Origin of the sequence: Aquirufa regiilacus (assembly GCF_032470275.1) — a bacterium.
Taxonomy (GTDB): domain Bacteria; phylum Bacteroidota; class Bacteroidia; order Cytophagales; family Spirosomataceae; genus Aquirufa; species Aquirufa regiilacus.
Map to the genome: position 1 here is coordinate 55,988 of NZ_JAVNWW010000007.1, position 26,408 is coordinate 82,395.

24 protein-coding genes, 1 tRNA gene and 1 pseudogene are annotated in these 26,408 nt (G+C 41.5%); 16 read left to right on the top strand and 10 right to left on the bottom strand.

What is annotated here, in order from left to right; genetic code table 11:
• Entirely contained in the window at positions 1–1,389 is a 1,389-nt protein-coding gene (gene glmM / locus PQG45_RS11240; RefSeq protein WP_315577650.1) for a phosphoglucosamine mutase, read from the bottom strand.
• Positions 1,390–1,578: 189 nt separating this feature from the next.
• Between glmM and PQG45_RS11245 the strand changes: the two genes are divergently transcribed.
• The 3 genes from PQG45_RS11245 to PQG45_RS11255 are packed head-to-tail and all read left to right on the top strand — an operon-like array spanning position 1,579 to position 4,533.
• Positions 1,579–2,547, top strand: coding sequence for a bifunctional heptose 7-phosphate kinase/heptose 1-phosphate adenyltransferase (locus PQG45_RS11245; protein ID WP_315577651.1), 969 nt, complete (start codon positions 1,579–1,581; stop codon positions 2,545–2,547).
• The gene (locus PQG45_RS11250; RefSeq protein WP_315577652.1) at positions 2,531–3,772 is read left to right on the top strand and encodes an AGE family epimerase/isomerase; all 1,242 of its coding nucleotides are present in this window, start codon (positions 2,531–2,533) and stop codon (positions 3,770–3,772) included. The genes PQG45_RS11245 and PQG45_RS11250 overlap by 17 nt, the downstream gene beginning before the upstream one ends.
• Positions 3,769–4,533, top strand: coding sequence for a TonB-dependent receptor plug domain-containing protein (locus tag PQG45_RS11255; protein WP_315577653.1), 765 nt, complete (start codon positions 3,769–3,771; stop codon positions 4,531–4,533). The genes PQG45_RS11250 and PQG45_RS11255 overlap by 4 nt, the downstream gene beginning before the upstream one ends.
• A 228-nt stretch (positions 4,534–4,761) precedes the next feature.
• Here the strand turns inward: PQG45_RS11255 and PQG45_RS11260 are convergent, their stop codons facing one another.
• From PQG45_RS11260 to fabD, 3 genes are all read right to left on the bottom strand, one after another.
• Positions 4,762–4,983 carry a hypothetical protein gene (locus PQG45_RS11260; RefSeq protein WP_315577654.1) on the bottom strand — a complete coding sequence of 74 codons (222 nt, stop codon included), beginning with the start codon at positions 4,981–4,983 and terminating at the stop codon, positions 4,762–4,764.
• A gap of 359 nt (positions 4,984–5,342) precedes the next feature.
• Positions 5,343–5,413: transfer RNA gene (locus PQG45_RS11265), tRNA-Gln, on the bottom strand.
• Positions 5,414–5,523: 110 nt separating this feature from the next.
• Entirely contained in the window at positions 5,524–6,405 is an 882-nt protein-coding gene (gene fabD, locus PQG45_RS11270) for an ACP S-malonyltransferase (RefSeq protein WP_315577655.1), read from the bottom strand.
• A 90-nt stretch (positions 6,406–6,495) separates the two neighbouring features.
• Here fabD and PQG45_RS11275 point away from each other — a divergent pair, with 90 nt between their 5' ends.
• On the top strand, positions 6,496–7,593 hold the full coding sequence (locus PQG45_RS11275) for a hypothetical protein (protein ID WP_315577656.1): 1,098 nt from the start codon (positions 6,496–6,498) through the stop codon (positions 7,591–7,593).
• Between the two features lie 17 nt (positions 7,594–7,610).
• On the opposite strand, the gene PQG45_RS11280 is transcribed toward PQG45_RS11275, so the two are convergent.
• Positions 7,611–7,955, bottom strand: a complete 345-nt coding sequence (locus PQG45_RS11280) for a thiol-disulfide oxidoreductase DCC family protein (RefSeq protein WP_315577657.1) — start codon at positions 7,953–7,955, stop codon at positions 7,611–7,613.
• Position 7,956: 1 nt separating this feature from the next.
• The gene (locus tag PQG45_RS11285) at positions 7,957–10,746 is read right to left on the bottom strand and encodes a T9SS type B sorting domain-containing protein (protein WP_316070875.1); all 2,790 of its coding nucleotides are present in this window, start codon (positions 10,744–10,746) and stop codon (positions 7,957–7,959) included.
• Between the two features lie 185 nt (positions 10,747–10,931).
• On the opposite strand from PQG45_RS11285, the gene PQG45_RS11290 reads away from it, so the two are divergent.
• From PQG45_RS11290 to PQG45_RS11340, 11 genes are all read left to right on the top strand, one after another.
• Positions 10,932–11,600 carry a succinate dehydrogenase cytochrome b subunit gene (locus PQG45_RS11290; RefSeq protein WP_315577659.1) on the top strand — a complete coding sequence of 223 codons (669 nt, stop codon included), beginning with the start codon at positions 10,932–10,934 and terminating at the stop codon, positions 11,598–11,600.
• A gap of 19 nt (positions 11,601–11,619) precedes the next feature.
• Positions 11,620–13,599 carry a fumarate reductase/succinate dehydrogenase flavoprotein subunit gene (locus tag PQG45_RS11295; RefSeq protein WP_316070876.1) on the top strand — a complete coding sequence of 660 codons (1,980 nt, stop codon included), beginning with the start codon at positions 11,620–11,622 and terminating at the stop codon, positions 13,597–13,599.
• A 9-nt stretch (positions 13,600–13,608) separates the two neighbouring features.
• Complete coding sequence (locus tag PQG45_RS11300; protein WP_315577661.1) at positions 13,609–14,367, top strand: succinate dehydrogenase/fumarate reductase iron-sulfur subunit; 759 nt, start codon at positions 13,609–13,611, stop codon at positions 14,365–14,367.
• Between the two features lie 49 nt (positions 14,368–14,416).
• Positions 14,417–15,001: a thymidine kinase gene (locus PQG45_RS11305; protein ID WP_391486432.1), complete on the top strand. Its 585-nt coding sequence runs from the start codon at positions 14,417–14,419 to the stop codon at positions 14,999–15,001.
• A 2-nt stretch (positions 15,002–15,003) separates the two neighbouring features.
• A complete protein-coding gene (locus tag PQG45_RS11310; protein WP_316070878.1) occupies positions 15,004–15,462 on the top strand; it encodes a YkgJ family cysteine cluster protein in 459 nt (152 codons plus the stop codon).
• A gap of 64 nt (positions 15,463–15,526) precedes the next feature.
• Entirely contained in the window at positions 15,527–16,444 is a 918-nt protein-coding gene (locus tag PQG45_RS11315) for an ROK family protein (RefSeq protein WP_316070879.1), read from the top strand.
• Between the two features lie 155 nt (positions 16,445–16,599).
• Positions 16,600–16,836, top strand: a complete 237-nt coding sequence (locus PQG45_RS11320; RefSeq protein WP_315577664.1) for an acyl carrier protein — start codon at positions 16,600–16,602, stop codon at positions 16,834–16,836.
• A gap of 119 nt (positions 16,837–16,955) precedes the next feature.
• Positions 16,956–18,203 carry a beta-ketoacyl-ACP synthase II gene (gene fabF, locus PQG45_RS11325; RefSeq protein ID WP_315577665.1) on the top strand — a complete coding sequence of 416 codons (1,248 nt, stop codon included), beginning with the start codon at positions 16,956–16,958 and terminating at the stop codon, positions 18,201–18,203.
• A gap of 3 nt (positions 18,204–18,206) precedes the next feature.
• The gene (gene rnc, locus PQG45_RS11330; protein ID WP_315577666.1) at positions 18,207–18,953 is read left to right on the top strand and encodes a ribonuclease III; all 747 of its coding nucleotides are present in this window, start codon (positions 18,207–18,209) and stop codon (positions 18,951–18,953) included.
• Between the two features lie 4 nt (positions 18,954–18,957).
• Positions 18,958–19,842, top strand: coding sequence for a hypothetical protein (locus tag PQG45_RS11335; RefSeq protein ID WP_315577667.1), 885 nt, complete (start codon positions 18,958–18,960; stop codon positions 19,840–19,842).
• A gap of 66 nt (positions 19,843–19,908) precedes the next feature.
• Positions 19,909–21,810 carry a helix-hairpin-helix domain-containing protein gene (locus PQG45_RS11340; RefSeq protein WP_316070880.1) on the top strand — a complete coding sequence of 634 codons (1,902 nt, stop codon included), beginning with the start codon at positions 19,909–19,911 and terminating at the stop codon, positions 21,808–21,810.
• Here the strand turns inward: PQG45_RS11340 and kdsA are convergent.
• The 3 genes from kdsA to PQG45_RS11355 are packed head-to-tail and all read right to left on the bottom strand — an operon-like array spanning position 21,807 to position 24,388.
• Positions 21,807–22,616 carry a 3-deoxy-8-phosphooctulonate synthase gene (kdsA, locus tag PQG45_RS11345; RefSeq protein ID WP_315577669.1) on the bottom strand — a complete coding sequence of 270 codons (810 nt, stop codon included), beginning with the start codon at positions 22,614–22,616 and terminating at the stop codon, positions 21,807–21,809. The two genes, PQG45_RS11340 and kdsA, sit on opposite strands and share 4 nt — an antisense overlap.
• A 1-nt stretch (position 22,617) precedes the next feature.
• Positions 22,618–23,658, bottom strand: a complete 1,041-nt coding sequence (gene murB, locus PQG45_RS11350) for a UDP-N-acetylmuramate dehydrogenase (protein ID WP_315577670.1) — start codon at positions 23,656–23,658, stop codon at positions 22,618–22,620.
• Position 23,659: 1 nt separating this feature from the next.
• Positions 23,660–24,388, bottom strand: coding sequence for an ABC transporter ATP-binding protein (locus PQG45_RS11355; protein ID WP_315577671.1), 729 nt, complete (start codon positions 24,386–24,388; stop codon positions 23,660–23,662).
• Between the two features lie 96 nt (positions 24,389–24,484).
• On the opposite strand from PQG45_RS11355, the gene PQG45_RS11360 reads away from it, so the two are divergent.
• Positions 24,485–25,387, top strand: coding sequence for a prohibitin family protein (locus PQG45_RS11360; protein WP_315577672.1), 903 nt, complete (start codon positions 24,485–24,487; stop codon positions 25,385–25,387).
• 54 nt (positions 25,388–25,441) lie between these two features.
• Here the strand turns inward: PQG45_RS11360 and PQG45_RS11365 are convergent.
• A pseudogene (locus tag PQG45_RS11365) lies at positions 25,442–26,311 on the bottom strand (IS3 family transposase); the annotation flags it as partial.
• Between the last annotated feature and the right edge of the window lie 97 nt (positions 26,312–26,408).

The window sequence follows — 26,408 nt, forward strand, 5'->3', positions numbered from 1 at the left end:
TTATTTGCTAGCAATCGCTTTGATCACCTGCATGATTTGTTGGGCCAAGCCACTCGCTTCTGCCTCCGATGGAGCTTCCGAATAAATACGTATAATGGGCTCCGTATTCGATTTACGTAAATGTACCCAGCGATCAGCGAAATCAATTTTCACGCCATCGATCGTATTGACACGTTCCGCTTTAAATTGTTCCGCGACCGTCGCTAAGATTAAATCGACATTTAAATCTGCCGATAATTCAATCTTATTTTTCGACATGATGTAAGCCGGATATTCCGCCCGAAGCGCACTAACTGTTTTATTTTTATAGGCCAAATGTGTTAAAAACAATCCGATACCTACCAGCGCATCCCGACCATAATGTGATTCAGGGAAAATTACGCCGCCATTACCTTCACCACCAATGATGGCATTTTCAGCTTTCATTTTCGTTACGACATTCACCTCACCTACCGCTGCAGCAAAATATGTACCGCCGTGCTGATTTGTTACATCGGCTAACGCTCTTGTTGAGGATAAATTTGAAACGGTATTTCCTTTTTCTTTGGCCAAAATATAATCAGCTATGGCAACAAGGGTATATTCTTCACCAAATGGCGTACCATCTTCCGAAATAAAGCATAAGCGGTCCACATCTGGATCTACCACAATACCTAAATTATATTTTCCCGTTTTCATTTCAGCAATCATGGCTGTCAAATTCTCCGGCAAGGGCTCTGGATTGTGCCCAAAATGACCATTGGGTTCACCAAAAATCACATCCACCTGTTGAACACCTAAAGCATTCAATAATTGAGGAACAACGATGCCACCCGTAGAGTTGACCGCATCCACCAAAACCTTAAAGTTTTTAGATTGAATCGCAGCCTTGTCAACCCATCTCAATCCCAAAACGTGATCGATATGTTGTTGTAAAAAGCTCGCATCTTCTGTAATCTTCCCTAATTCGGTTACCTCAACAAAATTAAAATCAAGGTTTTCAGCTAAACGAAGTAAAGCCTTTCCATCTTCGTCGGAGATAAACTCCCCTTCCGCATTCAAAAGTTTCAATGCATTCCATTGAGCAGGATTGTGACTTGCCGTGATGATTATACCCCCAGCAGATTTCGTCCAGGGCACAGCTAATTCAACCGTAGGTGTGGTAGAAAGGCCGATATCCAACACATTCCAACCTAGACCAATCAAGGTGTTTGCAACCAAAGAGGATACCATAGAACCGGAGATCCGTGCATCGCGACCTAATACAATTTGATTCGAAGTAGGATTCGTACTTTTCAACCAAGCGCCATAAGCCGCCGCAAAAGTCACCACATCGATTGGACTAAGTCCGTCACCCGGTTTTCCACCGATGGTCCCACGAATACCTGAAATAGATTTAATTAATGCCAAAATGGAAAATTTTAGGGTAAATAGAAGAATAAAATTAAGGAGAAATTATCAGTTTCTCAAGTCAAATTTACATCTGAAAGACCTAGCTTTGGCAAACCTTAAAGGATTGCCAAAGCTTAGTGGCGAAGCATCCTTACAATTTGCCTCCACACATTTTTTTTGTACATTTCAGCAATTAAACCTATCAACATGAATTCCCAGCGATTAGAAGCCCTATTGGCTAAAATCAGCGCATTACGCATCGCGGTCATCGGTGACTTTGCCTTGGATTTCTATTTTGACTTCAATCCCAACACAACTGATTTTTCCATTGAAACAGGAAAACAAGTCCAACATGCCTCGAAGACCAAAACCTATTTAGGCGGTGCGGGTAATGTTGCCAAAAACCTAGCTTGCTTAGGTGTTCAAGTAGACGCCTTTGGCCTACGCGGCGACGATGTGTTTGGCAGAGAAATGGAATACCTTGCAAACTCCTTGCAAATAAATACACTGCAATTAAAGTCAAAAATCCCATTAGATACTCCCACCTATAGCAAACCCATGCAGGCTGGTATCGAACAAAGCCGTTTGGATTTTGGAACACAAAATCAGCTATTCCAACAATTCACGCCAGAAATTATACATGAATTGGCAATTCATGCGTCAAGTTACGATTGGATTATCATCAATGAACAGTTCCAAATCCCTTTATTGAATCAAGCTACATTCGAATACCTACAGAAATATGTGGGGGAACATGCGATTGCCGACTTGCGTAGCTTAGGACAATATGCGACTAACACCTTACTAAAAGTAAATGAGTTAGAATTAACAAAAATTATAGGCAATACAAATGACTTGGAAAAGGCAATCAAAAACTGGGTTGCCAAAAGACAAAAGCCCGTATTGGTGACTCTAGGTGAGCAAGGCATGGTATATGCCTCCCCGGCAGAATTTCATTGGGAAAAAGCAATCCCATTGCACGGTAGCATTGATACCGTAGGCGCCGGCGACATGGTCGTAGCAGCCTTTAGTGCGGCGAGAGCTTCGGGGGCCAACATACAAGAAGCTTGCTTATTCGCCAGCCTAGCCGTTCATGTAAGCATTCACAAAATGGGTGAAACGGGCAGCGCAAATCCACAAGAAATAATCGACGCATACCATGCAACAAGAAATTAAAGACTACACAGAAAAAGCTTTACTTCCATTTTGGATTAAACGCACCGTAGATCCGAATTATGGAGGATTCATTACCCATTTCGACGAATTTGGTGTTGACACGGGTGAAGACGAAAAATCCCTCATTGCGCAAACACGGTCCATTTTCACCTATTCACAAGCTTACCGACATGGCTTTGGAGGGCCCATCATGCTCGAAATGGCGAAACAGGGCGTTAAATTTCTCCTTGAAAAAATGTGGGATACTACGCATGGAGGATTTTACTGGATGGTTGATCGCGCAGGGAATCCAATAAACAAACAAAAAATAGGCTACGGCCATAGTTTCGTGATTTATTGCCTGAGTGAATATAGCTTGGCTTCAGGGGATCCGATTGGGCTTTCATACGCAGAAAAGGTATTTGACCTCTTACAAAAACATGCGGTCGACACCCATCATGGAGGATACTGGGAGTTTTTTGCAGAAGATTGGTCGCTGATGGGGCCAGGTTCTCCCGGGGGAGATAGAAAAACTTTGGACGTTCACATGCACCTCATGGAGGCTTTTACAACACTTTATGAGGCAAGCGGCAAATCCTTGCATCGACGTAAACTTGAAGAGGTCATTGAAATTCTCATCCATAAAATCATGCATCAAGTGACAGGAACGGGCATCCCGCAATTTTGGGCGGATTGGTCGGTGGCTCCACAAATAAAATTCGACATAGTCTGGGGATGGGATCGCTTTGTAGATGGAGGCCAAAAATCCTCCTCAACCGACAACACGTCCTATGGACACAATGCGGAATTCGGTTGGCTCCTCATGCATGCCATCAAAATCGGCGGATTTGACCTTGAAAAATATCGTCCAAATCTAGAAAAGGCTTTTTACCATGCCTTAGACCACGGCATCGATTGGGAACATGGGGGCGTCTTTGTAGAAGGATCACATACCGGCGAAGCGATGGATCATGAAAAAGAATTTTGGCAACAAGCAGAAATGCTGATTGGGATGCTAGATGCTTATCGCTTAACAAAAGATGAACGCTTTCTAGAAGCCCATAAGCAGGTACATCGATTTGTGTTTGATAAAATGATCAATCAACAAACAGGTGAATGGTGGCCATTGATGACGCGCGAAGGCGAACCTATTTGGCGACATATGGCACATAACTGGAAAATCAATTACCATAATGTTCGTTCGATGATTCTCTCGTATGAGAAGCTAGGCGAAATCAACCGATGAAGAAAATCATCCTTTTACTCTTAATTACATATCAAGCTTGGGCACAAACAAATGAGCCTTCGGCGTTATTCATTCGCTATTTTTCAAGCCCAAACCAACAGCTAATGCTAAAGCATGACACCTTGTGGGTGTATTGGTATGAGGAAGCCAACAAACAAAATCCGAAAGAATTCCGAGACACGAGTGCGGTAGATTTACGACAAATTGCGGACGTGAAAATCATCAAAGGACGGAATTTGGAAGGCAAAAAAGGCATAGGCATCCAAATTTACCCAAAAATGAATCCTGTGGAAGAAAGGTATAGTCAGATAAGCGAAATTGATGCTCAGAAACTGAGTCAAACAAATACAGCGTCGGTAACTCAGAAATTACAAGGCCAAGCTGCAGGTGTCACCATAGGTAATGATAATTCCCCTGGCGGTGGTACGATGGTGCGCATTCGAGGAATTGGCTCCATCAATGCGAATAGCCCTTTATATGTGGTAGATGGAGTTCCTTTGCAAGGCAATATTAATTCAATCAATCCAAATGATATTGCCTCTGTCCAAGTATTAAAAGATCCATCCCAAACTGCACTGTATGGCGTCCGTGGGGCAAATGGAGTCATCGTAATTAACACGAACAAAGGACAAGAACAAAAATGGGATTTTACGCAATCAACCATTATACCCTTAACATTATGGTCTTGGGGCACCACAAGTGCAGAAATGCAAAAGACAAAAGCTGCGAAAAGAATTGTTTCTTGGTTGAAGGGCAAATAAAAAAGCCCATCATTACGATGAGCTTTTATTCAGAATATTAGATATTATTTTATGGTATATATAGCATATTTTAGGATCGAAAAGATCAAGATTTTCTAAGTGTAATCATACTAAATAAATTTGTTGTCTTTGACGACTCAAGATCAACTACATATAAAACCAATTTTGACTCATATTTACCAAATTTAATTGCTTTAACTTTTTTATAACTTCAGACTTTGTAGTACTTTATTTAGTATCAATATTTTTTTTTCTTATTAATATAAACAATAACCAACCAATGGCAAGAGACCAAAAACTTTCATTTTCAAATGAAAAATAACTTGCAAACAATAAAACTGCCGCGACTAATAAAAAATACTTAAAATTTCTCTCGCCACCCGATAATGAAGTTGCCAAAAAACCAATTCCAAATAGGGCAGTTAAAGATGCAAATAAGTACAGAATCATACAGATTTTAAATTTTACGTTTTTTTTTAAAATTTAATAAAATTAAATAAATTAATATAAAATCTTATACCCTTATCCTTCCGAAATTTAAATTGCTTTCTCGGCATTAATACTGCTAGTTAATATTTTTTTAAAGGTAGTTTACAGAATAACAAAATTTAGAGTTATTGGTACTCCATCAAACTTCAGAAATGAATTAGATAAATATTTTTCTGTATTATTAAAAAATTAAAGGCTAATGCTTGAATCAAAACAGACAGTATTTTATTGAATTTGGTGCGTATTTAGAGACACCTGGTTATTTTAGTCAACAAAAAAGCCTTCCACATTGCTGCAGAAGGCTTTTTTATTTTATTCTGTTGACCTACCAGGATTCGAACCTAGAAAACCAGAACCAAAAACTGGTGTGTTACCATTACACCATAGGTCAATACCAATTGTGTTGCAAAAGTAAGGCCTTGCTCCCAAAAAATCAAACATCGCCTAAAAAAAAACGAATTATTTATTGGCCGAGAAACCTAACTCCTCATTATCAACGAATTAAACTAACTCCATCGAAGCCACAATTGACTCTCCATTAATCTTTTTGACTAATCCTTGTAATACTTTTCCTGGACCACATTCAATGAATTCCGTCGCACCCATGGCTACCATCGTTTCCACCGACTGCGTCCACCGAACCGCACCTGTCAATTGAGCAATAAGGTTTGCCTTGATTTCAGCTGGATCTTGGGATGCTTTGGCATTTACGTTCTGAACAATAGGACAAATGGGTTTCAACACTTCTGTCGCCTCAATCGCCGCCGCTAATTCTACACGCGCTGGCTCCATGAATGGGGAGTGAAAAGCTCCACCAACCGGCAAGGTTAATACACGCTTAGCGCCTGCTTCTTTCAATTGAATCCCAACCGCTTCGATGCCTTCAACAGATCCTGAAATAACCACTTGACCTGGACAATTATAATTAGCTGCAACGACCGATGGACCATAGGCTGCACAAATTGCTTCAATCGTGGCATCCGGCAATCCTAACACTGCAGCCATGGTACTTGGTTGAATTTCACATGCCTTTTGCATCGCTAAAGCACGTTTATAGACTAATTGCAAACCATCTTGCCATGCAAGACCACCTGCAGCGACCAAAGCAGAGAACTCCCCTAAGGAATGACCCGCTACCACAGCAGGAGCAAAATCTTTTCCTAATTTCGCTACCAACACAGAATGCAAATAAATAGCCGGTTGGGTAACGCGGGTTTGCTTCAACTCCTCATCCGTGCCCTCAAACATAATTTGAGCGAGCGAAAAGCCCAAAATTGCATCAGCCTCATCTACAATGGATTTAGCCGCAGCGTAATTTTCGTAAAGATCCTTCGCCATACCTGGAAATTGAGAACCTTGACCCGGGAAAACATATGCTTTCATTTGTTATTTTTTTTATAATTTTGATATCAATTCAAGAGACAAATATAATCAAAGTGGTTTGAGATACCATTTTGAAACCCAATTATACAAATGAATAAATTCATTCATCTTTTTTTCATTACGATACCATGCTTCATTTTATTATTGGCATGTGAAACACAAAACATTGAACCTGAACCTGTCGACACAGGAACAAAAGTCACATTTGATATCGCGAACTGTCGAAAATTTGTCCAAAGAAACAATAATAACGAAGGTGAAATATTCATTACAGGTAGCACAAATGCGTCATTCACTTCCGCAAAAATTAAGTTTAAAAACTTCTTAGGTGGCCAAGAAACGGGCTGGCTTCCTTTAACGAATGACGGGGGCAACAAATTCAGCGGAAGCTTTGTCTTGAAAGGTGGTGGTTATTATCCACAGGTGATCATTGAAAATGCAAACCAAGTCATTGAAGACACGTTGATGCTTTGGAACTTCAAAGTAGGCGAAATATTTGCTGTCGTGGGACATTCGCTAGCTGAAGGTCAAGACCCCTATAATATTGACAACTTTGACAAGCAATGGTGTGAGGTAATTACTTGGGAATCAGGACGAAATGCCTTTTGGGGAAGATTAGGAGATATTTTAAAAACACGTTTGAATGTTCCTATCCGCATTTATAACACGGGAATCGGTGGTTCTACCTCTTTACAGTGGGGTAACTCTGCTGTAGGACTTCCTTTTGAAAGCCCTATTTTTGATTGGAAACTTCGATACCCCTATCAATTTTTTGAAAATAGAATCTTAGCGGATTTCCCAAAATCAGGTCTTCGTGGCGTATTAGTCATGCATGGTGAAAACGATATTAACCTGACACAGGATGAAATTGTAGAAGGCACTAAACTATACATGAAAAAAACGCGTGATTTATTAAACATGCCAGACCTTACATTCTTCGTCGCTAAATGCAACCGAGGTTCCGAAAATGAAAAAGAAGTTAAAGTCCGTGCCGCACAAAAAAGAATCTTAAATGAAATTCCATATACCATTGTAGGTGCAGACTTGGAGTCCCTCACAGAACCTACATTCCGACATGATGGAACCCATTTTAATTTTAAAGGAATTGAATTCGCGGCCAATAAATGGGGAGAAGCTTTATTGGATTCTTATTTCACATCCGTGAAACCACTGTTAAGAACTAAGTAGCGAAACCGGAACGATATTTATAGGAGTAATTCGCAAGCCTGCGATTTTCGATTTCGAGCCACCCAGTCATACCCTCGATCCAACCACGCTTCAGGTAATAAAAAAAACAAACGCAAGGGTTGTGCAAACCAACGTGCCGTTCGCATCACCTCCGCGATCGCTTGGGATTTAATATACAATTTCCCTTCTGAGATTACTTTGATACTATCTACCGTCCAATAGGCTTCAGATGACCACGTATTTAAGATATCCTGTGAAACGCTAGCCAAAGGAATTATTTCCAAGCCCGGCCTACATAATTTTCCCAAAAGCTTAGAAGCCCATTGACAAAATGCACAATCTCCATCGATGATGACCAACATCCTATTTAACTAGCTCAAGCCAGCCTTTTAATTGTTTCTTTGCTTTTGTTGCATCAACTACATCAAACTCAACTTCCACCGTGTAGAAATAAGTACCAGAGGCCATTGCTTGTCCGCTCATCGAACGACCATTCCATCCGAATCCTGCCATTGCACCTGCGTATTCATAAACCAAGGCTCCATAACGATCTACAATTTTGGCATTCACTTGTTTGACAAATCGAGGACAATACATCGCCTGAAAAACATCATTCTTGCCATCACCATTCGGACTAAATAAATTAGGTAAATCAAAAGATGGACAATTGTCTACACAAACGACATTACTCTTTGGACTTTCAACCCCCAAAGAATTAACCGCTACCACGTAATAACAAGCAATATGCGAAGTAAGATTTTTATCCAGATGTGTGAGCGTTTCGGTTTCAGCTAATTTGAGATAAGGGCCAGCTGCCAACTTTGCACCATACACGCGATATTTTTCAATGTTGGGATCACAAGTACCCGAAACAACTGGCTTCCAAGCCAATAAATTTGCAACTGAAATAGATTCACAATTCGAGGTTTGAACGCCACAGTCGGGAACCGTTACTTCCAAAATAGGCGCACAAGGAGGATACAAAACAGCTAAGGGTTTCACACAAATCGTTTGAGATGCATTTTCGATGCGCATGGCTGGCAATCCTTCCCCGAATCTACCCACTGTTTGTACGTAATAACAATAGGTTGAATCGGCCGACAAGGACACATCCAATTTCCCATCACTTGGAATAAAATCCGTTCCCATATCGGTAAATTGATAAGTACCTGGCCCAGCCACAGAAACATCTGATATTTGGTTGAATTTTCCTGACCCCTTGTACGTTTCCCGGTATACCCGATGTACCTGAAAGTCATTCGACCAAGGAACAAAGGCTGTCCAAGCTAATTTCACCGACTTCACCGCTGTTTGAGCTTGTAAACGTACCGAGCTCGCAGGGGTAGGACTATCCAATAATTTCAGCACGCCATTCGCTGTGTAATAAAAATCGACTTGGTAGCGATAGGCCTTTTCTGTTGTATTCAAACCCTTATCCACGAAAAGTGTATCAGCCGTCGTCCCTACCTCAGCGAATTGCAATCCAGTTTGCCCCTCACCACGTTTCAAGCGATATTGGTAGGGTGCTTTAAAAACAGAGGTGTCCAACTTCAATGGCTTAGTCCAACGAACTTGAATTTCACCTGCAATTATATCTGTTTTCAATACACTTACTTGCGTCATTAACGGAGCCGTGGAAGGAATAAATGCACAGACAGATTCCGACATGGGGCTATAATTGACAAGCCCTTTTGAATTCTGAAACTCAACAACGAGCACATAGGAATAATTCGTATTTTTCAACAAACCCTCTCCCCCATTTTTATCCGTGAATGAAGTTACATCTATTCCCACTTCTCCAATTTTAACAAAACCAGTCGCGGTCATGCCGGTAGCGCATGCGGAATTAACGACGGGGCTACAAGCCCCCGTCCGACGATAAATAATCGTTTTAGCACCCGTTAAGGCACAGGTAAAATCACTCCAAGTTAATACCGCATTACTTGCCTGTAAAGTAACTTTTAAGCCTTTGGGAGCAGGAGCAATGACCTGAATCTTCCAAAGTTTAGAATCCACTAATTTCAAACCATTTCCAACTGTAAACGGCGGATTATCTTCCACCTTAAAAAGTACATCATACGTCTCCTTGCGAATATGTTGGCAAGCTGTTTGCCAACGAAACGTTGCACTGGCCGGTGAATTTTGTTTAGCAATCGAGGCAAAGGTGGCATAAGGCTGCTTCACCGCATAAACAGTATCCATAGCATACACATTACCAAAACTGTAAATCGTCAATGGATCGACGCGTCCTGTCTTCGATGGAACATCAATGGCCGTAATACGCTCATTGATTAAAGCCCCCGCTTGCACACACACATCGGGTGGTACGGTCAATTTAGGGGCTTTGTTATCTACGTCTTTCACTTCAATCTGCATATCACGAACGGTCTCCGAAATCTTCACACCATTACGCCATTCTTCGATGATAAAGGCACAATTATATAAGCCCAATTCTTGTGGAGCATCCCAGATTAAATCACCTGTTAACGGATTAATCGTAAAATTAGATGGAAGTAAAGACACCTCATTCGGCTGTCTAAAGTTAGGTGCCGTGATCCCGCGACTGCTAGGATTACATGTTTCGGAATCGCCTGTACGGGAAACCGATAATCGATACGCTAAACTATCGCCTTCCGCATCCACGGCATTCGGATTATGAATAAAAGGCTGACCTACGACCGCCGTTAAGTCCACGGCAGGATTAAGCAACAAAGGCGTTGAGTTTTGGCCTAAGCCCGAGTTGATGGAAAATATCGTTTCCACATAGAAAGGAACTTCCACCGAGCGGGTCATATTTCGCACACCATCATTCCTATTTGGAATAGCTACAGAGACCTTGTAAAATAAAGCGGGAGCAGGATAGGTATATTCAACTTTATATAAGTTTTTGAGTGTACCATTTCCGATATCCACCGGAGTTCCACAACAACGTTTGGCCTTGATAATCGCTGAACCATCTCCAAAACAAAAATTCACCTCCACTTGATCCTGATTCGCGCGATTATTCTCTGTATAGGTGGTTAAGGTGAATTCATAGGTCAAAGTTTTATCCGAAATACGTCTTACCGTAATCTCTCCTCCCTTTAAGTGCGTCGCGAATGCTGCACTTACCGAAAAAACAAGCATGAAGATGATTAAAATATATTTCCGCATAAAACAATCGAGTATGTTAGCAAGTTACTAAGGCAAAATTAAAATCGTAAAAAAAAGCATTTTTTTAAGTGATTAATTTGATTGACAAGCGATTGGATTGTAGTTTTGAAGGCTAAAATTCAGTAGCACAGTTGACTTGATTAATTCGCTCTGAATATTTTTACCTAAATCTAATAACCTAATTTATGGCTTGGCTAGCAAAATCTCTTAATTCATCCCTTGGAAAAAAGCTTCTCATGGCAATTACAGGCCTATTTTTGATTAGCTTCCTTTTAGTTCACTGCGGTTTGAATGCAACCATCTTCTTAAACGATGGCGGTGTTGCGTTCAATGAAGGCGCTGAATTCATGGCACACAACCCAATCATCCGTACGATGGAAATCGTCTTGTTTGGTGGTTTATTATTGCACATCTTTGATGGTCTTCGCTTATGGTTAGACAATAAAAAGAAACGTCCCGTCGCTTATGCGGTTGTGGATGGCGCTGCCAATAGCAAATGGTACTCTCGTTCGATGGGTCTATTAGGAACATTATTGTTATTGTTCTTAATCATCCACTTGAAGCATTTTTGGTATTTCTCACGTTTGACAAACGACTTAACCGAGACGCATACCTTGTACAATGAAATGCAAGTCGTATTTCAAAGCCCAATCGTCGTAGCAATTTATGTGTTAGGATGTATTTCATTAGGATACCACTTATTACACGGCTTCCAAAGTGCTTTCCAAACCATTGGTTGGAATCACCCAAAATACACACCAACCATCAAGGCCATTGGTGCGATTTACTCGATTATTATTGCTGCAGCATTTGCCGCAATGCCAATCGCCTTCCATTTTAATTTGATTCAATAATTCCTCAGCCGATACGATTATGACAAAATTAGACGCTAAAATTCCAGAAGGTTCGCTGGCCGAAAAATGGACCAAGTACCAATCAAGCGTACCTTTAGTAAATCCTGCAAACAAACGTTCTTTGGAAATTGTGATTGTAGGTTCAGGTTTGGCTGGAGCATCCGCTGCAGCATCGTTAGCTGAATTAGGATATAAAGTAAAAGTATTTTGTTTCCAAGATTCTCCACGTCGTGCGCACTCCATTGCAGCACAAGGTGGTATCAACGCAGCAAAAAACTACCAAAATGACGGTGACTCCGTTTTCCGTTTATTCTACGATACGATCAAAGGGGGTGACTACCGTGCGCGTGAAGCAAACGTTCACCGTCTTGCTGAGGTATCTGGTAACATTATTGACCAATGTGTGGCACAAGGTGTTCCTTTCGCACGTGAATACGGCGGATTGCTATCGAACCGTTCATTCGGTGGTACGCAAGTTCAACGTACGTTTTACGCGGCGGGACAAACAGGCCAACAATTATTATTGGGTGCTTATTCTGCTTTGCAACGTCAAGTGGGTATGGGTAACGTGAAAATGTACACACGCCATGAAATGCTTGATGTCGTAACGATCGACGGCAAAGCACGCGGTATCATTGCACGTGATTCAGTTACTGGAGCATTGGAACGTCACTTTGGACATGCGGTCTTGTTGTGTACAGGTGGATACGGTAACGTATTTTACTTATCGACAAACGCGATGGGATCCAACGTAACAGCGGCTTGGAAAGCAAACAAAAAAGGTGCTTTCTTCGCTAATCCATGTTATACGCAGATTCACCCAACATGTATTCCGGTTTCAGGTGATCACCAATCGAAATTAACATTGATGTCGGAATCACTTCGTAATGACGGTCGTATTTGGGTTCCTAAAAAGGAAAACGATAACCGCAAGGCGAATGAAATTCCAGAAGACGAAAGAGATTACTACTTAGAGCGTCGTTATCCTGCGTTCGGTAACTTAGTACCACGTGATATTGCATCTCGTGCAGCCAAAGAGCGTTGCGATGCAGGCTTTGGTGTAGGTGCTTCTAAAATGGCAGTTTACTTAGATTATGCAGCAGCTATCATCCGTTACGGAAAAGGAGAAGCCAATAAAAATAACATGCACAATCCATCAGACGAAGAGATTCAAGCGATGGGTAAAGCAGTCGTAAAAGAGAAATACGGTAACTTGTTTGACATGTACAAGCAAATTACGGGTGAAGATCCATACGAGGTACCTATGCGTATTTATCCAGCGGTTCACTACACAATGGGTGGTCTTTGGGTAGATTACAACTTAATGACGACGATTCCAGGATTGTATGCATTAGGCGAAGCAAACTTCTCTGATCACGGTGCAAACCGTTTAGGAGCCTCAGCCTTGATGCAAGGCTTGGCAGATGGCTACTTCGTAATTCCTTACACAATCGGAAATTACTTAGCCTCTGAGATTCGTACTCCATCGATGTCAACAGATTCTGAAGATTTCGTAGCTGCAGAAAAAGCTGTTCGCGATCGCTTAGAAACCTTGATGAACATCAAAGGTTCAAAACCCGTTGATTACTTCCACAAGCGTTTAGGAAAAATCATGTGGGATGAATGTGGAATGGCGCGTAGTGCGGAAGGTTTAAAAGCTTCTATCAAAGAAATCCAAGCATTACAGAAAGAATTCTGGTCGGATGTGAAGATTCCAGGTGAAATCGATAACCTAAATCCAGAATTAGAAAAAGCAGGCCGCGTGGCCGACTTTTTAGAATTAGGAGAATTAATGTGTATCGATGCATTAGACAGAAATGAAAGCTGCGGAGGTCACTTCCGTACAGAATACCAAACAGAAGACGGCGAAGCACTTCGTGATGACGAGAACTACGCCTATGTAGCTGCATGGGAAAATAAAGGAGATGGAAAATTCGAACTACACAAGGAAGAATTGAAATACGAAAACATCAAAATTGCTCAAAGATCTTATAAATAATTCGATACAATGGAAGGACATTTAAACCTGACACTCAAAATTTGGAGACAAAAAAATGCTAACGTAGCTGGTAAATTCGAAACTTACCAAGTGAGTGGCATCTCCACAGATATGTCATTTTTGGAAATGATTGACGTGTTAAACAACCGTTTGATCGAAGAAGGAGATGATCCCGTAGCATTTGACCACGATTGTCGTGAAGGTATCTGCGGTATGTGCTCGATGTACATCAACGGACGTCCACATGGACCTAACCGTGGTGTTACAACTTGCCAATTGCATATGCGTTCATTCCAAGATGGTGAAACGATCACGGTTGAACCTTGGAGAGCAAGCGCATTCCCCGTAATCAAAGACCTAGTCGTTAATCGTTCCGCATTCGACCGCATCATCGCGGCAGGTGGTTTCGTTTCTGTGAATACAGGTAATGCACAAGATGCAAACAACTTACCGATTCCAAAAGAAGATGCAGATGATGCTTTTGCCGCTGCAGCTTGTATCGGTTGTGGAGCTTGTGTTGCCGCATGTAAAAACGCTTCTGCCATGTTATTTACTTCCGCTAAAATTTCCCAACTAGCCCTTTTACCTCAAGGTAAAGTGGAGGCTGCGAAACGTGCAGAAGCGATGGTAGCGCAAATGGATGAAGAAGGTTTCGGTGCTTGTTCTAACACAGGAGCTTGTGAGGCGGAATGTCCAAAAGGCATTTCTTTAGAGAATATCGCACGGATGAACCGTGAATTCTTCTCTGCTACATTTTCTTCGAAGTAATTTTTAATTTGATAGCCCCTGAATGCAATTTCAGGGGCTTTTTACGCCCTTGTTTTTAGAACCTACCCATTCCAAGTCCAATCAAAAATCGACAGCCCTCGGCTGGATCGAAGTTGTTTGTGGCTCCATGTTTTCTGGTAAAACAGAAGAACTCATTCGCCGACTCAAGCGCGCGAAAATTGCCCAATTGCGTGTTGAAATTTTCAAACCGGCATCGGATACACGTTACCACGACGAAGACATCGTTTCCCATAATCAAAATTCCATTCGCTCGACACCCGTGTTAAGCGCTAGCGAGATTCTATTACTAGCAGGCGATTGCGATGTGGTAGGCTTGGATGAAGTCCAGTTTTTTGACGATTCTATTGTCGAAGTTGTTGATACTTTAGCCAATCAAGGAAAACGTGTCATTATCGCAGGACTTGATATGGACTTCAAAGGGAATCCCTTCGGCCCGATGCCTAAACTGATGGCCATCGCGGAATACGTAACTAAAGTTCATGCCGTTTGCGTACAATGTGGTGCAGTAGCTCATTACTCCTACCGCATCGTTGACAAAGAGGAAACGGTCCTTTTAGGAGAGACTGAATCCTATCAAGCACGCTGTAGAGCCTGCTTTCATGCCGATATCTAATCATGCCCAAGGATCCACATTTCAAAAAGGTATTCCAACGAATCAAGGCGAAAAAGCCACGTGATTTGGATATGCAATTTGAAAAAGCCCACGAACAGGTGTTTGAAAATCTGGATTGTTTGACGTGCGGAAACTGTTGCAAAACAACGAGCCCCATGTGGAATGAGACGGATATCCAACGAGTTGCGCACCTATTGAAAATGAAAGTGGCCCAATTCTTAGATCAATACTTAATTCAAGATTCGGATGGCGATTGGGTTTATCCAGCAGCCCCCTGCCCCTTCCTAACCTTGGAAGATAATACCTGCCAAATTTATGAACACCGTCCAAAGGCTTGTCGGGAATATCCGCATACCGACCGTAAAAATATGTTGGGCATCATGAATCTCACCCAAAAGAATGCGGTCATCTGCCCAGGCGTTGCGCAAATCATGGAAAAATTGGAAAGAATCTACAATTGAGCCCCTTTTCATTTGAAATTCACGGCAAAATTCGACAAATTCGTAATTCAATCAATACATGTTTATGGCAGCAGCAGAATATTTAGGAATTGACGTAGGAGGTACCGGCGTTAAAATGGGTATCGTTCATTCCGATACCGGCCAAATCAGCAACTTTCAGAGTTATGATACCGCAACGTGGCGTGAATCCCACCATTTCTTAGATCGTTTAGCTGATTCAATTGCCTTGCAATTATACCAACATAAAAATGTCAAAAAAATAGGCATCGGTCTTCCAGGTATTCTGACTAAGAACCGCCGTACCTTGATTGAAATCACAGCCATTCCAGAAATCGATGGGTCACCCATGATTGATATGTTGGAAAAACGCTTTCCTGAGCATGAATTTTTCATGGAAAACGATGCGAACGCAGCGGCGTTGGGAGAATTCTATTTCTCCCCTGAAAAAAACACGATGCCGGAAGATTTCGTTTTTATTACCTTAGGAACGGGCGTTGGCGGAGCTGCCATCATTGACCGTAAAATTTTCTTAGGTGGGGATGGAAATGCCATGGAACCGGGACACGTTCCTTCGAAAAATGGTAAGGTCTTGGAACGTAATGTAGGCAAGAAGGAATTATTGCAATTGGCGACCGAAATGCGAGCGAATTACACAGGTCAAACGGTATTGGCCGGGGACGGAACAATATCAACTACAGCTTTGGTTGTAGCCGCTGAAGAAGGAGATGCTTTAGCTTTAGCCATTTGGGATGAAGTTGGAAGCTTGTTGGGCGACATGTTAGTATCCCTAATCCGAATTCTTGACATCAAAAACATCTTCATCGGTGGCGGATTATCGGCATCGTATGATTTCATTCTACCGAGCATGGAGCGTCAATTGAACTATTGGTTGACCCCTGCCTACTTAGAAAAATTAAATATCAAGAAAGCTTTATTGGGTAATGATGCGGGGCTTTTAGGAGCGGCATCACTCTGTTTTTAATTGAAAACAGGATAGACCACATAAGTTTTTTACCAAAAGAATTATTATTATTACAATTAATACTTTTAAAGTGCAAAATGGAATAAAATTTGTTTGATATTCTAACATTTAATTCTAATCTTTGCATCGTTTTTGAACCCCAAAATATTTATAAAATGTCAGATATTGCAGAAAAAGTAAAAAGCATCATCGTTGAGAAGTTAGGTGTAGAAGCATCAGAAGTTACAACTGAGGCGTCTTTCACAAACGATTTGGGAGCTGACTCCTTAGACACGGTAGAATTGATCATGGAATTTGAAAAAGAATTCAATGTTTCTATCCCAGATGACCAAGCTGAAAACATCCAAACAGTAGGCCAAGCAGTTGCTTACTTGGAAGAAAACGCAAAGTAATCGAATCACACGATCATAATGATGTCAATTAGTACCTGGTAATTCCTAAGGATCTATCCTCAGTTGAACCCTTGACTAATTGACATTTTTTATTTTTACAAAGTCTATTAAATTAACACATGGAGTTAAAACGCGTAGTTGTAACGGGCCTAGGAGCTCTTACACCCATTGGAAATACAGTTGATACCTTTTGGGAAGGATTAGCCGCAGGTAAAAGCGGTTGTGCCCCCATCACTAGATTTGATGCTGAAAAATTCAAAACACGCTTTGCTTGTGAGTTAAAAGACTTTAAAGTAGAAGATTACATCAATACCAAAGAGGCCCGCAAAATGGACCCATTCACCCAGTATGCTGTTGTTGCTTCGGATGAAGCTATCGCAGATGCGGGTTTTGATATGGAGAAATTAAACCTAAACAAGGTTGGCGTTATTTGGGGATCAGGAATCGGCGGATTGAAAACATTCGAAGATGAAATGATCTATTTTGGTAAAGGAGATGGAACGCCTAAAATCAATCCTTTCTTTATCCCTAAAATGATTGCAGATTCAAGCTCGGGACAAATCTCCATTCGCAATGGATTCCGTGGACCTAACTACGTAACGGTTTCGGCATGTTCATCCGCTAATAACGCAATCATTGACGCATTCAATTATATCCGTACCGGTCGTGTGCATGTTTGTATCACGGGTGGATCGGAGGCTCCAGTAACCATCGCATCGGTTGGTGGATTTACAGCGATGCACGCCATGTCAACACGCAACGACGATCCTACTACAGCTTCGCGTCCTTACGACGTGGACCGTGATGGTTTTGTTGTGGGTGAGGGTGCTGGCGCGTTGGTATTAGAAGAATACGAGCACGCAAAGGCACGTGGTGCAAAAATTTATGCTGAATTAATTGGCGGCGGTTTCTCATCCGATGCATACCACATTACGGCTCCCCATCCCGATGGATATGGTGCTTTATTGTCGATGCAAGACGCTTTGGAAGATGCCCAAATTAAACCTGAGGAGGTAGATTATATCAATACCCATGGAACATCAACACCGATTGGTGATCCACAAGAAATTAAAGCCATCGTTGATTGCTTCGGAGAACATGCATACAACATGGCTATTTCTTCTACGAAATCAATGACAGGTCACTTATTAGGGGGTGCAGGGGCTGTAGAAGCTGTTGCATCAGTCCTAGCCATTAAAAATCAATTTGTTCCACCGACCATCAACGTATTCAATCGTGATCCAGAAATTGATCAACGCATTGACTTAACGGAAAACGTAGGTAAAGCGCGTAAAATTGATGTTGCATTAAGCAATGGCTTCGGTTTTGGTGGCCACAACGCAACTGTCATCTTTAGAAAAATTTAATTTATGAAGTTATTTTCTCCGTTGACCTGGTTCGGCTTACATTCCCAAGATGAACGCGAGAAACACCTTTATAAATCTGTCAAACACCTCATAGGGGCTAATCCGTCTAATCTAGAATTATACCGATTAGCCTTTTTGCATGCCTCCGCATCCCGCGAATCGGCTTCGAAGTCCTACAAAGAATCCAACGAACGTTTGGAATTCCTGGGAGACTCTGTTTTGGGGATGATCACCGCAGCCTATTTATTCCGAAAATTCCCATTCAAAGACGAAGGATTCTTAACCGAAATCCGTTCTCGGATGGTCAGTCGGGAATCACTGAATGTGCTTGGGAGAAAATTAGGCCTCGAAGAGGTGATTGAATACGAAAACCAACGCAAGACCTCGCTTTCACGTTCAAGCATGTATGGAGACGCTTTGGAAGCATTTATAGGTGCGGTCTATTTGGACAAAGGATTTGGCTTTACCCAAAAATTTATCACGCAAAAGATACTTACCCAGTATTTCGATTTAGACACTGTGGTTCAGAATAATCCGAACTTCAAGTCTATACTCATCGAATGGGCGCAGAAAGAAGGCAAAAAAGTCCAATTTACCTTGGACGAGGAAGGCGTGCACCACGATAAAGAGTTTACAGCATTCGTGCTCTTAGAAAACGAGAAAATCGCCGAAGGCAAAGGTTATTCCAAGAAAAAAGCTGAGCAAAATGCGGCTATGAAAGCTTGCGAAGCGCTAAAAATCAATCAATAAGCGTATGAAACCGAACATTTTCTTACATTACTGGAACCAAGAAGGTCAAACCCTAAGTTTCCAAGAAGTTCTTTCGCTCGATTGTGATCCGATAATTCTTGCTACCATTCAAGCAGAATTAATGGAACAATTAACCAGCGGAGCAATCGTAGAGAAGTTGCCCAACTTTGATTGGTCGAATCTGCGCATGCAAGAAAAATGGAATTCCATTGCACAAACACTTCTAATGCAAGTTCAATTGCCCGAACAAATTTGGCTCGATTGGATTCAAGCCTTAGGAGGCCAAACGGAAGTGACTTATCCCGAAGTACCAAGTTTCGCAGATTTACTAAATGCTGAGGTATTTTTTGAGCGTCCATCCGATTCGCTGGAAGATTTACCAGAGGAGGAAGAAGTGACTTTGGAAGCAGCAATGACAGCTACGATTGAAATCGAAGAAAACGACCTACAAGCAGTGGCTTGGGAGGATTCTGAACTTACATTAGCGACCCAAACGACACCTGATTATTTTGAGGTATCCCATGAATTACCTGACCTGAGTGAAATAAGCCCAGAAGAAGTTAAAACGCAAAGCATTCAAGAAATGTTAGCGGATTCAAAAGAAGAAAAAGTGCTCGATACCATTCAAGTAGACGATCATTCCTTGAAGAACTTGGTTGCCAATCAAATGACCTCGTCGCTCGCTGAAAGTATTTCTTTATTTCAGCGACTAAATTTCATCCAAGAATTATTTGATGGAAATGCTGAACAGTTCAGCCAATTCATCGAATTTATCGATTTTGAAGCAAGTCCTGCCAATTGGAAAAGTGCAATTGCGGAACGCTACGACTTTCCAGAATCCGCTGCTTCACAAGAGTTAATGTTACTCATCGAACGAAAATTCAGTTAACTGATTTTCATTATCAGTTTTCTTTTGCGGTAAACAACAATCATGAGCTAGTTTCAAGAAAAAAACTTGAAACAGCTCATTTTTATTTGTTTGCTCCTCCCCTATGTGATTTGCGCCCAACAATCCGCAGAACTGACCGAGGAAAAACAAGGGATACTCACCTATTACAATCAAAATCCAATCGATATCAACGAAGCAAGCGCAGCAGAGTTGTTGGCGATGGGTATTTTACAAAACCAACAAATAGCGTCTTTTATTGAACATCGTAAACACGTTGGTAAATTCCTATCCTTATATGAACTACAAACAATCCCATTGTGGGATATCCCTACACTTCGGGCTATTCAAACACTATTCATTTGTCGAATAAATCCACCGTGCTGGCATGTAGCAGAAAACACCAAGCAACAACTCATCTTACGCATCGAAAGAACACTTGAGCAAAAAAACGGATTTTCGCCTACCACGACAAGAAGTAAAGTTCGTTTTACAGGTAATCCGTACAACACGTTGTTTCGTTATCGGGATACATGGAATAGCCACCTTCGGGCAGGAATCTTAAGTTCAAAAGATGCCGGAGAGCAACATTACCATGATTTCACTAGCGCTTTTGTTGAATTAAAAGACACGAGAGGCAACTTTAAATTGATTCTAGGCGACTTTATCAACCAATGGGGCCAAGGACTTGTTCAATCGGGTTCTTTCTCCTTAGGCAAGAGTTATGAAAGCATTCGCGCAACTCAAAAGTTTCATGGGGGTGCAATGGCTTATACCTCGTCTGGCGAGTCTGAATTTTACCGCGGCATCAATATACAAGCAACGTTCCACCAACTGCAAGTGCAGGGCTTTTTTTCCAGTCGGAACAAAGACCTCATACTTTCCAAAGACAGCAGCTATTTTCGATCCTTCCAATTCGATGGTTTGCACCGCACTGCAACGGAAATTGGCCAACAAAATAGACTCAAGGAACTCGGAACAGGCATTCATTTGCGCTATCAAGGAAAAAAGATGGAATGGTCAATAGCACAGACAATTACGCGCTGGAATTATCCCTTTATGCCGAGTAATCCCTTGGATTGGCGAGGCAATGTGCTCATGAACACTTCACTTAGTTATATCAGGCAATTCGGAAATGTTCGACTTTCTGGTGAAGTGGCTCACGCGGCTCCCAAAGCCTGGGCATCGATTCATGCCATGTCATGGGCAATTAATAAAAAAACAGATGTTTCCGGCATTATACGGGTATATCAATCAAGCTATTTCAGCCCCATGGCAAATGCCATCAGTGAGAGTTCAAACAATAAAAATGAATGGGGTTTATTCATTGGGCATCAGTACCAACGATCGAAATATCAACGTATTTCGAGTTACATCGATTTATTCCGATTCCCAAGAGCTAGTTCCAGTCAATGGGCCTCGGAAAAGCTAGGTTGGGAACTATTAAGCCGATTTCAATGGGACAGAAGAAAGCAGGGACAATATTTTGCCCAATTAAAATGGACGCATAAAAACCTGACAAGCCCCACTTCTCCACACGATTTATATCAAGGAAGTATCGATTGGCACAAACCCTTGTATCGATTCGAGTGGCATGGTCGAATCATGTGGTCGCACATACAATCTCATGTACAAAAAGAGTCAGGCTACCTTTGGCTAAATGATATTGAATACCACATCAAAAGATTCAAAATACAAATGCGAACCGCATGGATTTGGTCGGGGAGTTATGACACCCGCCTCTATGCCTATGAACCCAGCTTACCCTTCGCCTTTCTACTGCCAGCCTATTATGACCCCAGTACGCGCAACCTGTGCTTGATTGAATATAAAGGGCTAAAGCAAGTATCCATTGCCCTGAAAATAGCAAGAACCGACTACTTCCAAAAAGAGGTAATCGGTTCCGGCTTAGATGCCATAGCAGCATCACATAAAACAGACGTTGGGCTACAAGTAGCCTATATTCCTTAAACGATCGCTTCGCGAACTTTCAATAATTTCTCTAATAAACCTTCCAACTGATCCAATGGAAGCATGTTGGCTCCATCGGATTTAGCGATAGATGGGTTAGGATGTGTTTCGATAAATAAACCATCCGCACCTACAGCAATCGCAGCTTTCGCGATTGTTTCAATCAAGGCTGGTTGGCCCCCCGTTACACCGCTTCCTTGATTAGGACGCTGTAAAGAGTGCGTACAATCCATAATGACAGGTACGCCAAAATTTGCCATTTCAGGAAGATTGCGGTAGTCAACGACTAAATCACCGTATCCAAATGAATTGCCACGGTCCGTTAAATACACCTGAGCTTGCGGATTTTCATGCAAAACCTTCTCTACGGCGAATTTCATCGATGCACCCGACATAAATTGACCCTTCTTGATATTAACCGCCTTGCCCGTTTGTGCAGCAGCGGCTAATAAGTCGGTCTGCCGACAAAGGAATGCCGGAATCTGCAACACATCCACATAGGCAGCAGCCATTGCCGCTTCAGCACTCTCGTGAATATCCGTAACCGTAGGTAAGTTATAATGCGCACCAACCTCTTTCAAAATTTCCAAAGCTTTGATATCACCAATTCCCGTAAAAGAATCGATTTTTGTCCGATTGGCTTTGCGATATGAGCCCTTGAAAATAAAGGGAATTCCCATCGATTTGGTGATTCCGTCAATGCGCTCAGCGATTTCGAAGGCTAAGTCCCGACTTTCGATGGCACAACTACCAGCCATCAAGAAGAATGGCCCTTTTCCTAAACTTTCAATCGTGGGTAAAGTCATATTATAAAATGTTTACTTCAGTCTCTAAAACGACACCGAATTTTTCTAAAATCGATTTCTTAATTTGCTCTGAGAGCATTTGAATTTCATTGCCTTTGGCATGACCATAATTCACAAGCACCAAAGCCTGTTTGGCATGCACACCGGCATCTCCTGAACGATAACCTTTCCAACCTGCTTGCTCGATCAACCAGCCTGCCGGAAATTTAATCATAGAACTTCCTTCCACCGGGTAATGTGGAATATTCGGATAGCCTTTAATCAATTCTGCAGCAGCCTCAGCCGACAAGGTAGGATTTTTAAAGAAACTCCCCGAGTTTCCAATTTCTTTCGGATCCGGCAATTTGCTTTGGCGAATTTCAATCACCGCATTAGCAACATCATTAATTCCTGGGTTTACAATACCTTTCTCTGCCAAAACCGATTGAATTGCCCCATAAGAAGTTTGAGGTTCAACCTGTTTATTTAATCGAAAACAAACGGCCGTAATTAAATATTGCCCTTTCCCTTCATGTTTGAAATAACTCTCACGATACCCAAATGCACAACGAGCAGTATCAAAACGCTCCAACTGCATGGTCGTTAAATTCAAGGCATCTAAATGATCAAAGGTATCTTTGATTTCCACTCCATATGCTCCAATATTCTGCATAGGTGCCGCACCGACCGTTCCTGGAATCAATGACATATTCTCAATACCCGCCCAATGGTGGTCTACCGCATAACAGACAAAATCATGCCAAACAACACCGGCACCTGCCTTCACCCAAATATGATCCGCATCCTCATCCACAACCTCTATCCCATCCATTTGAATCTTGACAACCAAGGCTTCGATATCCTTTGTCAACAATAAATTACTCCCACCTCCTAAAAATAAATGCTTAACATGGGCATAATTCCCTGTTTGAACAAGCTCTATGTATTCTTGTAAATGATTTATTTCAACAAAATAACGCGCTGAAACATCGATGCCAAATGTATTGTAAGGCAGCATGGATACGTTTTCCAACACACGTGGAGCCGATTTAACCAAGGGCATATTAGGTAAGTTTGGTCGATAAAAATTCTTGCAAAGAAGGCACTTCGGTCTGAAGTAGGTTCTGGTTGTTTCCTTCCCATACCTTTTTACCATCTTTTAAAAAGATAATGTATTCACCTAAGCGCATCACAGAATTCATATCATGTGAAATAACGATGGTGGTAATATTAAATTCTTTGGTAATTTCTTGAATCAATAAATCAATTTTAACCGCTGTTAATGGATCCAAACCTGAATTAGGTTCATCACAAAAAAGGTATTTCGGATTCATCACAATCGCGCGTGCAATCCCAACACGCTTCTTCATTCCACCCGAAATATCAGAAGGCATCTGGTGTGCGGCAGCCTCTAATCCGACGCGCTGTAAACATAACATCGCACGGGTATTCTTTTCTTCAACCGATTGAGATGTTAGCGTATCCAAGGGAAAGCGAACATTTTCCAAAACCGTTTTTGAATCAAATAAAGCGCCTCCTTGAAATAAAACGCCCATTTCCCGGCGAATGGCTTTTACGGTATCTTGATCTGCTTTTAAGAAGTCTCGTCCATCATAAAGGACTTGTCCCTGCTCAGGTTTTAAGATACCAATCATACACTTGAGTAGCACACTTTTTCCTGTTCCACTCCCCCCAATAACCATGTTGATTTTACCTGGCTGAAAACTTGCGTCTATCCCATCCAAAACAACACGACCCTCAAATTCTTTGTGTATGTGCTTCAACTGAATCATATTCAAAATTAGCTATATTTTACGTAAAAACGGCATGACAAATTTGTTTTTAACCGCAGAGAATTGTGTACCTTAGACCTATTAAACAACAACCCTATGCTACTTATTATTATTGGCGCCTTGCTCCTATTAGCAAGTAAAACCATCGACAATCCCAACCTCGTTTTCGCTAAATTTGCCTCCCCTATTCGAAAGGTGGCCATCGTACTCATTGTACTCGGCGTTAGCAGTTCCACCATCAAGCAAATTGATGCGGGTGAAGTAGGAGTTCAAAGTGTATTTGGAAAAGTTTCCGATCGTACCCTATCCAGTGGCCTGAACTTCACAAACCCACTGGCGAGCATCACGGTATTCGATGCAAAAACGCAAAATTATACGATGTCGGCCGTTCATGACGAGGGAGACAAAGAAGGAGATGACGCTATTCGCGTGTTAACAGCGGATGGTTTGGAAGTCGTAGTTGACCTGACCGTTTTGTATCGTATTTTACCTTCGCAAGCACCCACGATTTTAAAAGAAATTGGCCCCGACTATAAAGACAAAGTTGTTCGCCCAATTACCCGCACGATGATTCGCGACAATGCGGTTTATTACGATGCAGTAGCGCTTTATTCATTAAAACGTAATGAATTCCAAACACGCATCTACAAGGATATCGAAAGTAATTTCAAAAAGCGTGGCTTGGTATTGGAGCAGTTATTGATTCGTAATATCAATTTACCGAATTCGGTTAAGCAGACGATTGAATCAAAAATCAATGCCGAGCAAGATGCGCAGAAAATGCAATTTGTCTTGTTAAAAGAAAAGCAAGAGGCTGAACGGAAGCGTGTAGAAGCGCAAGGGATTGCCGATTACCAAAAAATCTTATCGACCGGATTAAGCGACAAACAATTGCAATATGAATCCATCATTGCACAGAAAGAGATCGCAAAATCTCCCAATACCAAGGTTATCATTATGGGGAACAAATCAACCCCAATCATCTTAGGAAATAATTAATTTAAAAAGGCTCCGAAAATGGACTGAACCCCAAAAGTTGGACAAAGTTAGTAATTAATTATTAATGTGATGAGCTCGGTATTGCACCGGGCTCATTCCGTTTAAATTCAGTTTGATTCTTTCATAGTTGTAGTATTTGATATATTCATTGATTTCTTTTTTTAGCTGTTTTATTGACTCATATTTGTTTAGGTAAAATAGTTCTGATTTTAATGTTCCAAAGAAGTTTTCCATGACTGCATTGTCCAAGCAGTTTCCTTTTCTAGACATGCTTTGTTGGATTCCATTGTCTCTCAAAACAGCTTGATACTGCTTCATTTGGTATTGCCAGCCTTGATCTGAGTGCATCAGAAGGGCTGTTGATTTCGACTTCTTTTTCACCGCCTTTATTAGCATATTCATGACATTTTTGAAATCAGGTCGTTCTGATAAGTCATAGGTAACGATTTCCTGATTATATAAGTCTAATACAGGCGACAAGTACAGCTTCTTTCCTAATACATTAAACTCTGTTACATCGGTTGTCCATTTTTGATTAGGTGCCATTGCTTTAAAAGCCCTGTTTAATATATTTGGCGCTACTTTACCTTGCTCTCCTTTGTAGGATTTATATTTCTTCCTTCTAATCAAGCTCTTTAATTTCAAGCTGGTCATTAGTCGATGAACAGTTTTATGATTAATTAGGTGGCCGGCTTGACGCAATAGAATGGTTATACGCCGATAACCTAATCTACCCTTATGTTGATGATAGATTAGTCCAATCTCTTGCTTTAGCTCCGCGTATTTGTCTGCAGTCCCTTGTTTTGAATAATAATAAAAACAACTCCTTGCCAATTTAACACAAGTAAGCAATACTGCTAACCTGTGCTTATGCCTTAGTTCACTTACGGCTTGCGCTTTTTGTCTGCTTGAACTAAGGCTTGAAGCTTTTTTAGCAAGTCATTTTCAGCCCTTAGGTATTCATTTTCCTTAAGTAATTCTTCTTCTCTTGTTAGAGGCTTCTGGGCTTTCTTTACGTTGG

Coding starts and splice junctions, on each gene's coding strand:
- PQG45_RS11245 (WP_315577651.1), top strand. CDS start 1,579: ATGAATTCCCAGCGATTAGAAGCCCTATTGGCTAAAATCAGCGCATTA.
- PQG45_RS11250 (WP_315577652.1), top strand. CDS start 2,531: ATGCAACAAGAAATTAAAGACTACACAGAAAAAGCTTTACTTCCATTT.
- PQG45_RS11255 (WP_315577653.1), top strand. CDS start 3,769: ATGAAGAAAATCATCCTTTTACTCTTAATTACATATCAAGCTTGGGCA.
- PQG45_RS11260 (WP_315577654.1), bottom strand. CDS start 4,983: ATGATTCTGTACTTATTTGCATCTTTAACTGCCCTATTTGGAATTGGT.
- fabD (WP_315577655.1), bottom strand. CDS start 6,405: ATGAAAGCATATGTTTTCCCGGGTCAAGGTTCTCAATTTCCAGGTATG.
- PQG45_RS11275 (WP_315577656.1), top strand. CDS start 6,496: ATGAATAAATTCATTCATCTTTTTTTCATTACGATACCATGCTTCATT.
- PQG45_RS11280 (WP_315577657.1), bottom strand. CDS start 7,955: ATGTTGGTCATCATCGATGGAGATTGTGCATTTTGTCAATGGGCTTCT.
- PQG45_RS11285 (WP_316070875.1), bottom strand. CDS start 10,746: ATGCGGAAATATATTTTAATCATCTTCATGCTTGTTTTTTCGGTAAGT.
- PQG45_RS11290 (WP_315577659.1), top strand. CDS start 10,932: ATGGCTTGGCTAGCAAAATCTCTTAATTCATCCCTTGGAAAAAAGCTT.
- PQG45_RS11295 (WP_316070876.1), top strand. CDS start 11,620: ATGACAAAATTAGACGCTAAAATTCCAGAAGGTTCGCTGGCCGAAAAA.
- PQG45_RS11300 (WP_315577661.1), top strand. CDS start 13,609: ATGGAAGGACATTTAAACCTGACACTCAAAATTTGGAGACAAAAAAAT.
- PQG45_RS11310 (WP_316070878.1), top strand. CDS start 15,004: ATGCCCAAGGATCCACATTTCAAAAAGGTATTCCAACGAATCAAGGCG.
- PQG45_RS11315 (WP_316070879.1), top strand. CDS start 15,527: ATGGCAGCAGCAGAATATTTAGGAATTGACGTAGGAGGTACCGGCGTT.
- PQG45_RS11320 (WP_315577664.1), top strand. CDS start 16,600: ATGTCAGATATTGCAGAAAAAGTAAAAAGCATCATCGTTGAGAAGTTA.
- fabF (WP_315577665.1), top strand. CDS start 16,956: ATGGAGTTAAAACGCGTAGTTGTAACGGGCCTAGGAGCTCTTACACCC.
- rnc (WP_315577666.1), top strand. CDS start 18,207: ATGAAGTTATTTTCTCCGTTGACCTGGTTCGGCTTACATTCCCAAGAT.
- PQG45_RS11335 (WP_315577667.1), top strand. CDS start 18,958: ATGAAACCGAACATTTTCTTACATTACTGGAACCAAGAAGGTCAAACC.
- kdsA (WP_315577669.1), bottom strand. CDS start 22,616: ATGACTTTACCCACGATTGAAAGTTTAGGAAAAGGGCCATTCTTCTTG.
- murB (WP_315577670.1), bottom strand. CDS start 23,658: ATGCCCTTGGTTAAATCGGCTCCACGTGTGTTGGAAAACGTATCCATG.
- PQG45_RS11355 (WP_315577671.1), bottom strand. CDS start 24,388: ATGATTCAGTTGAAGCACATACACAAAGAATTTGAGGGTCGTGTTGTT.
- PQG45_RS11360 (WP_315577672.1), top strand. CDS start 24,485: ATGCTACTTATTATTATTGGCGCCTTGCTCCTATTAGCAAGTAAAACC.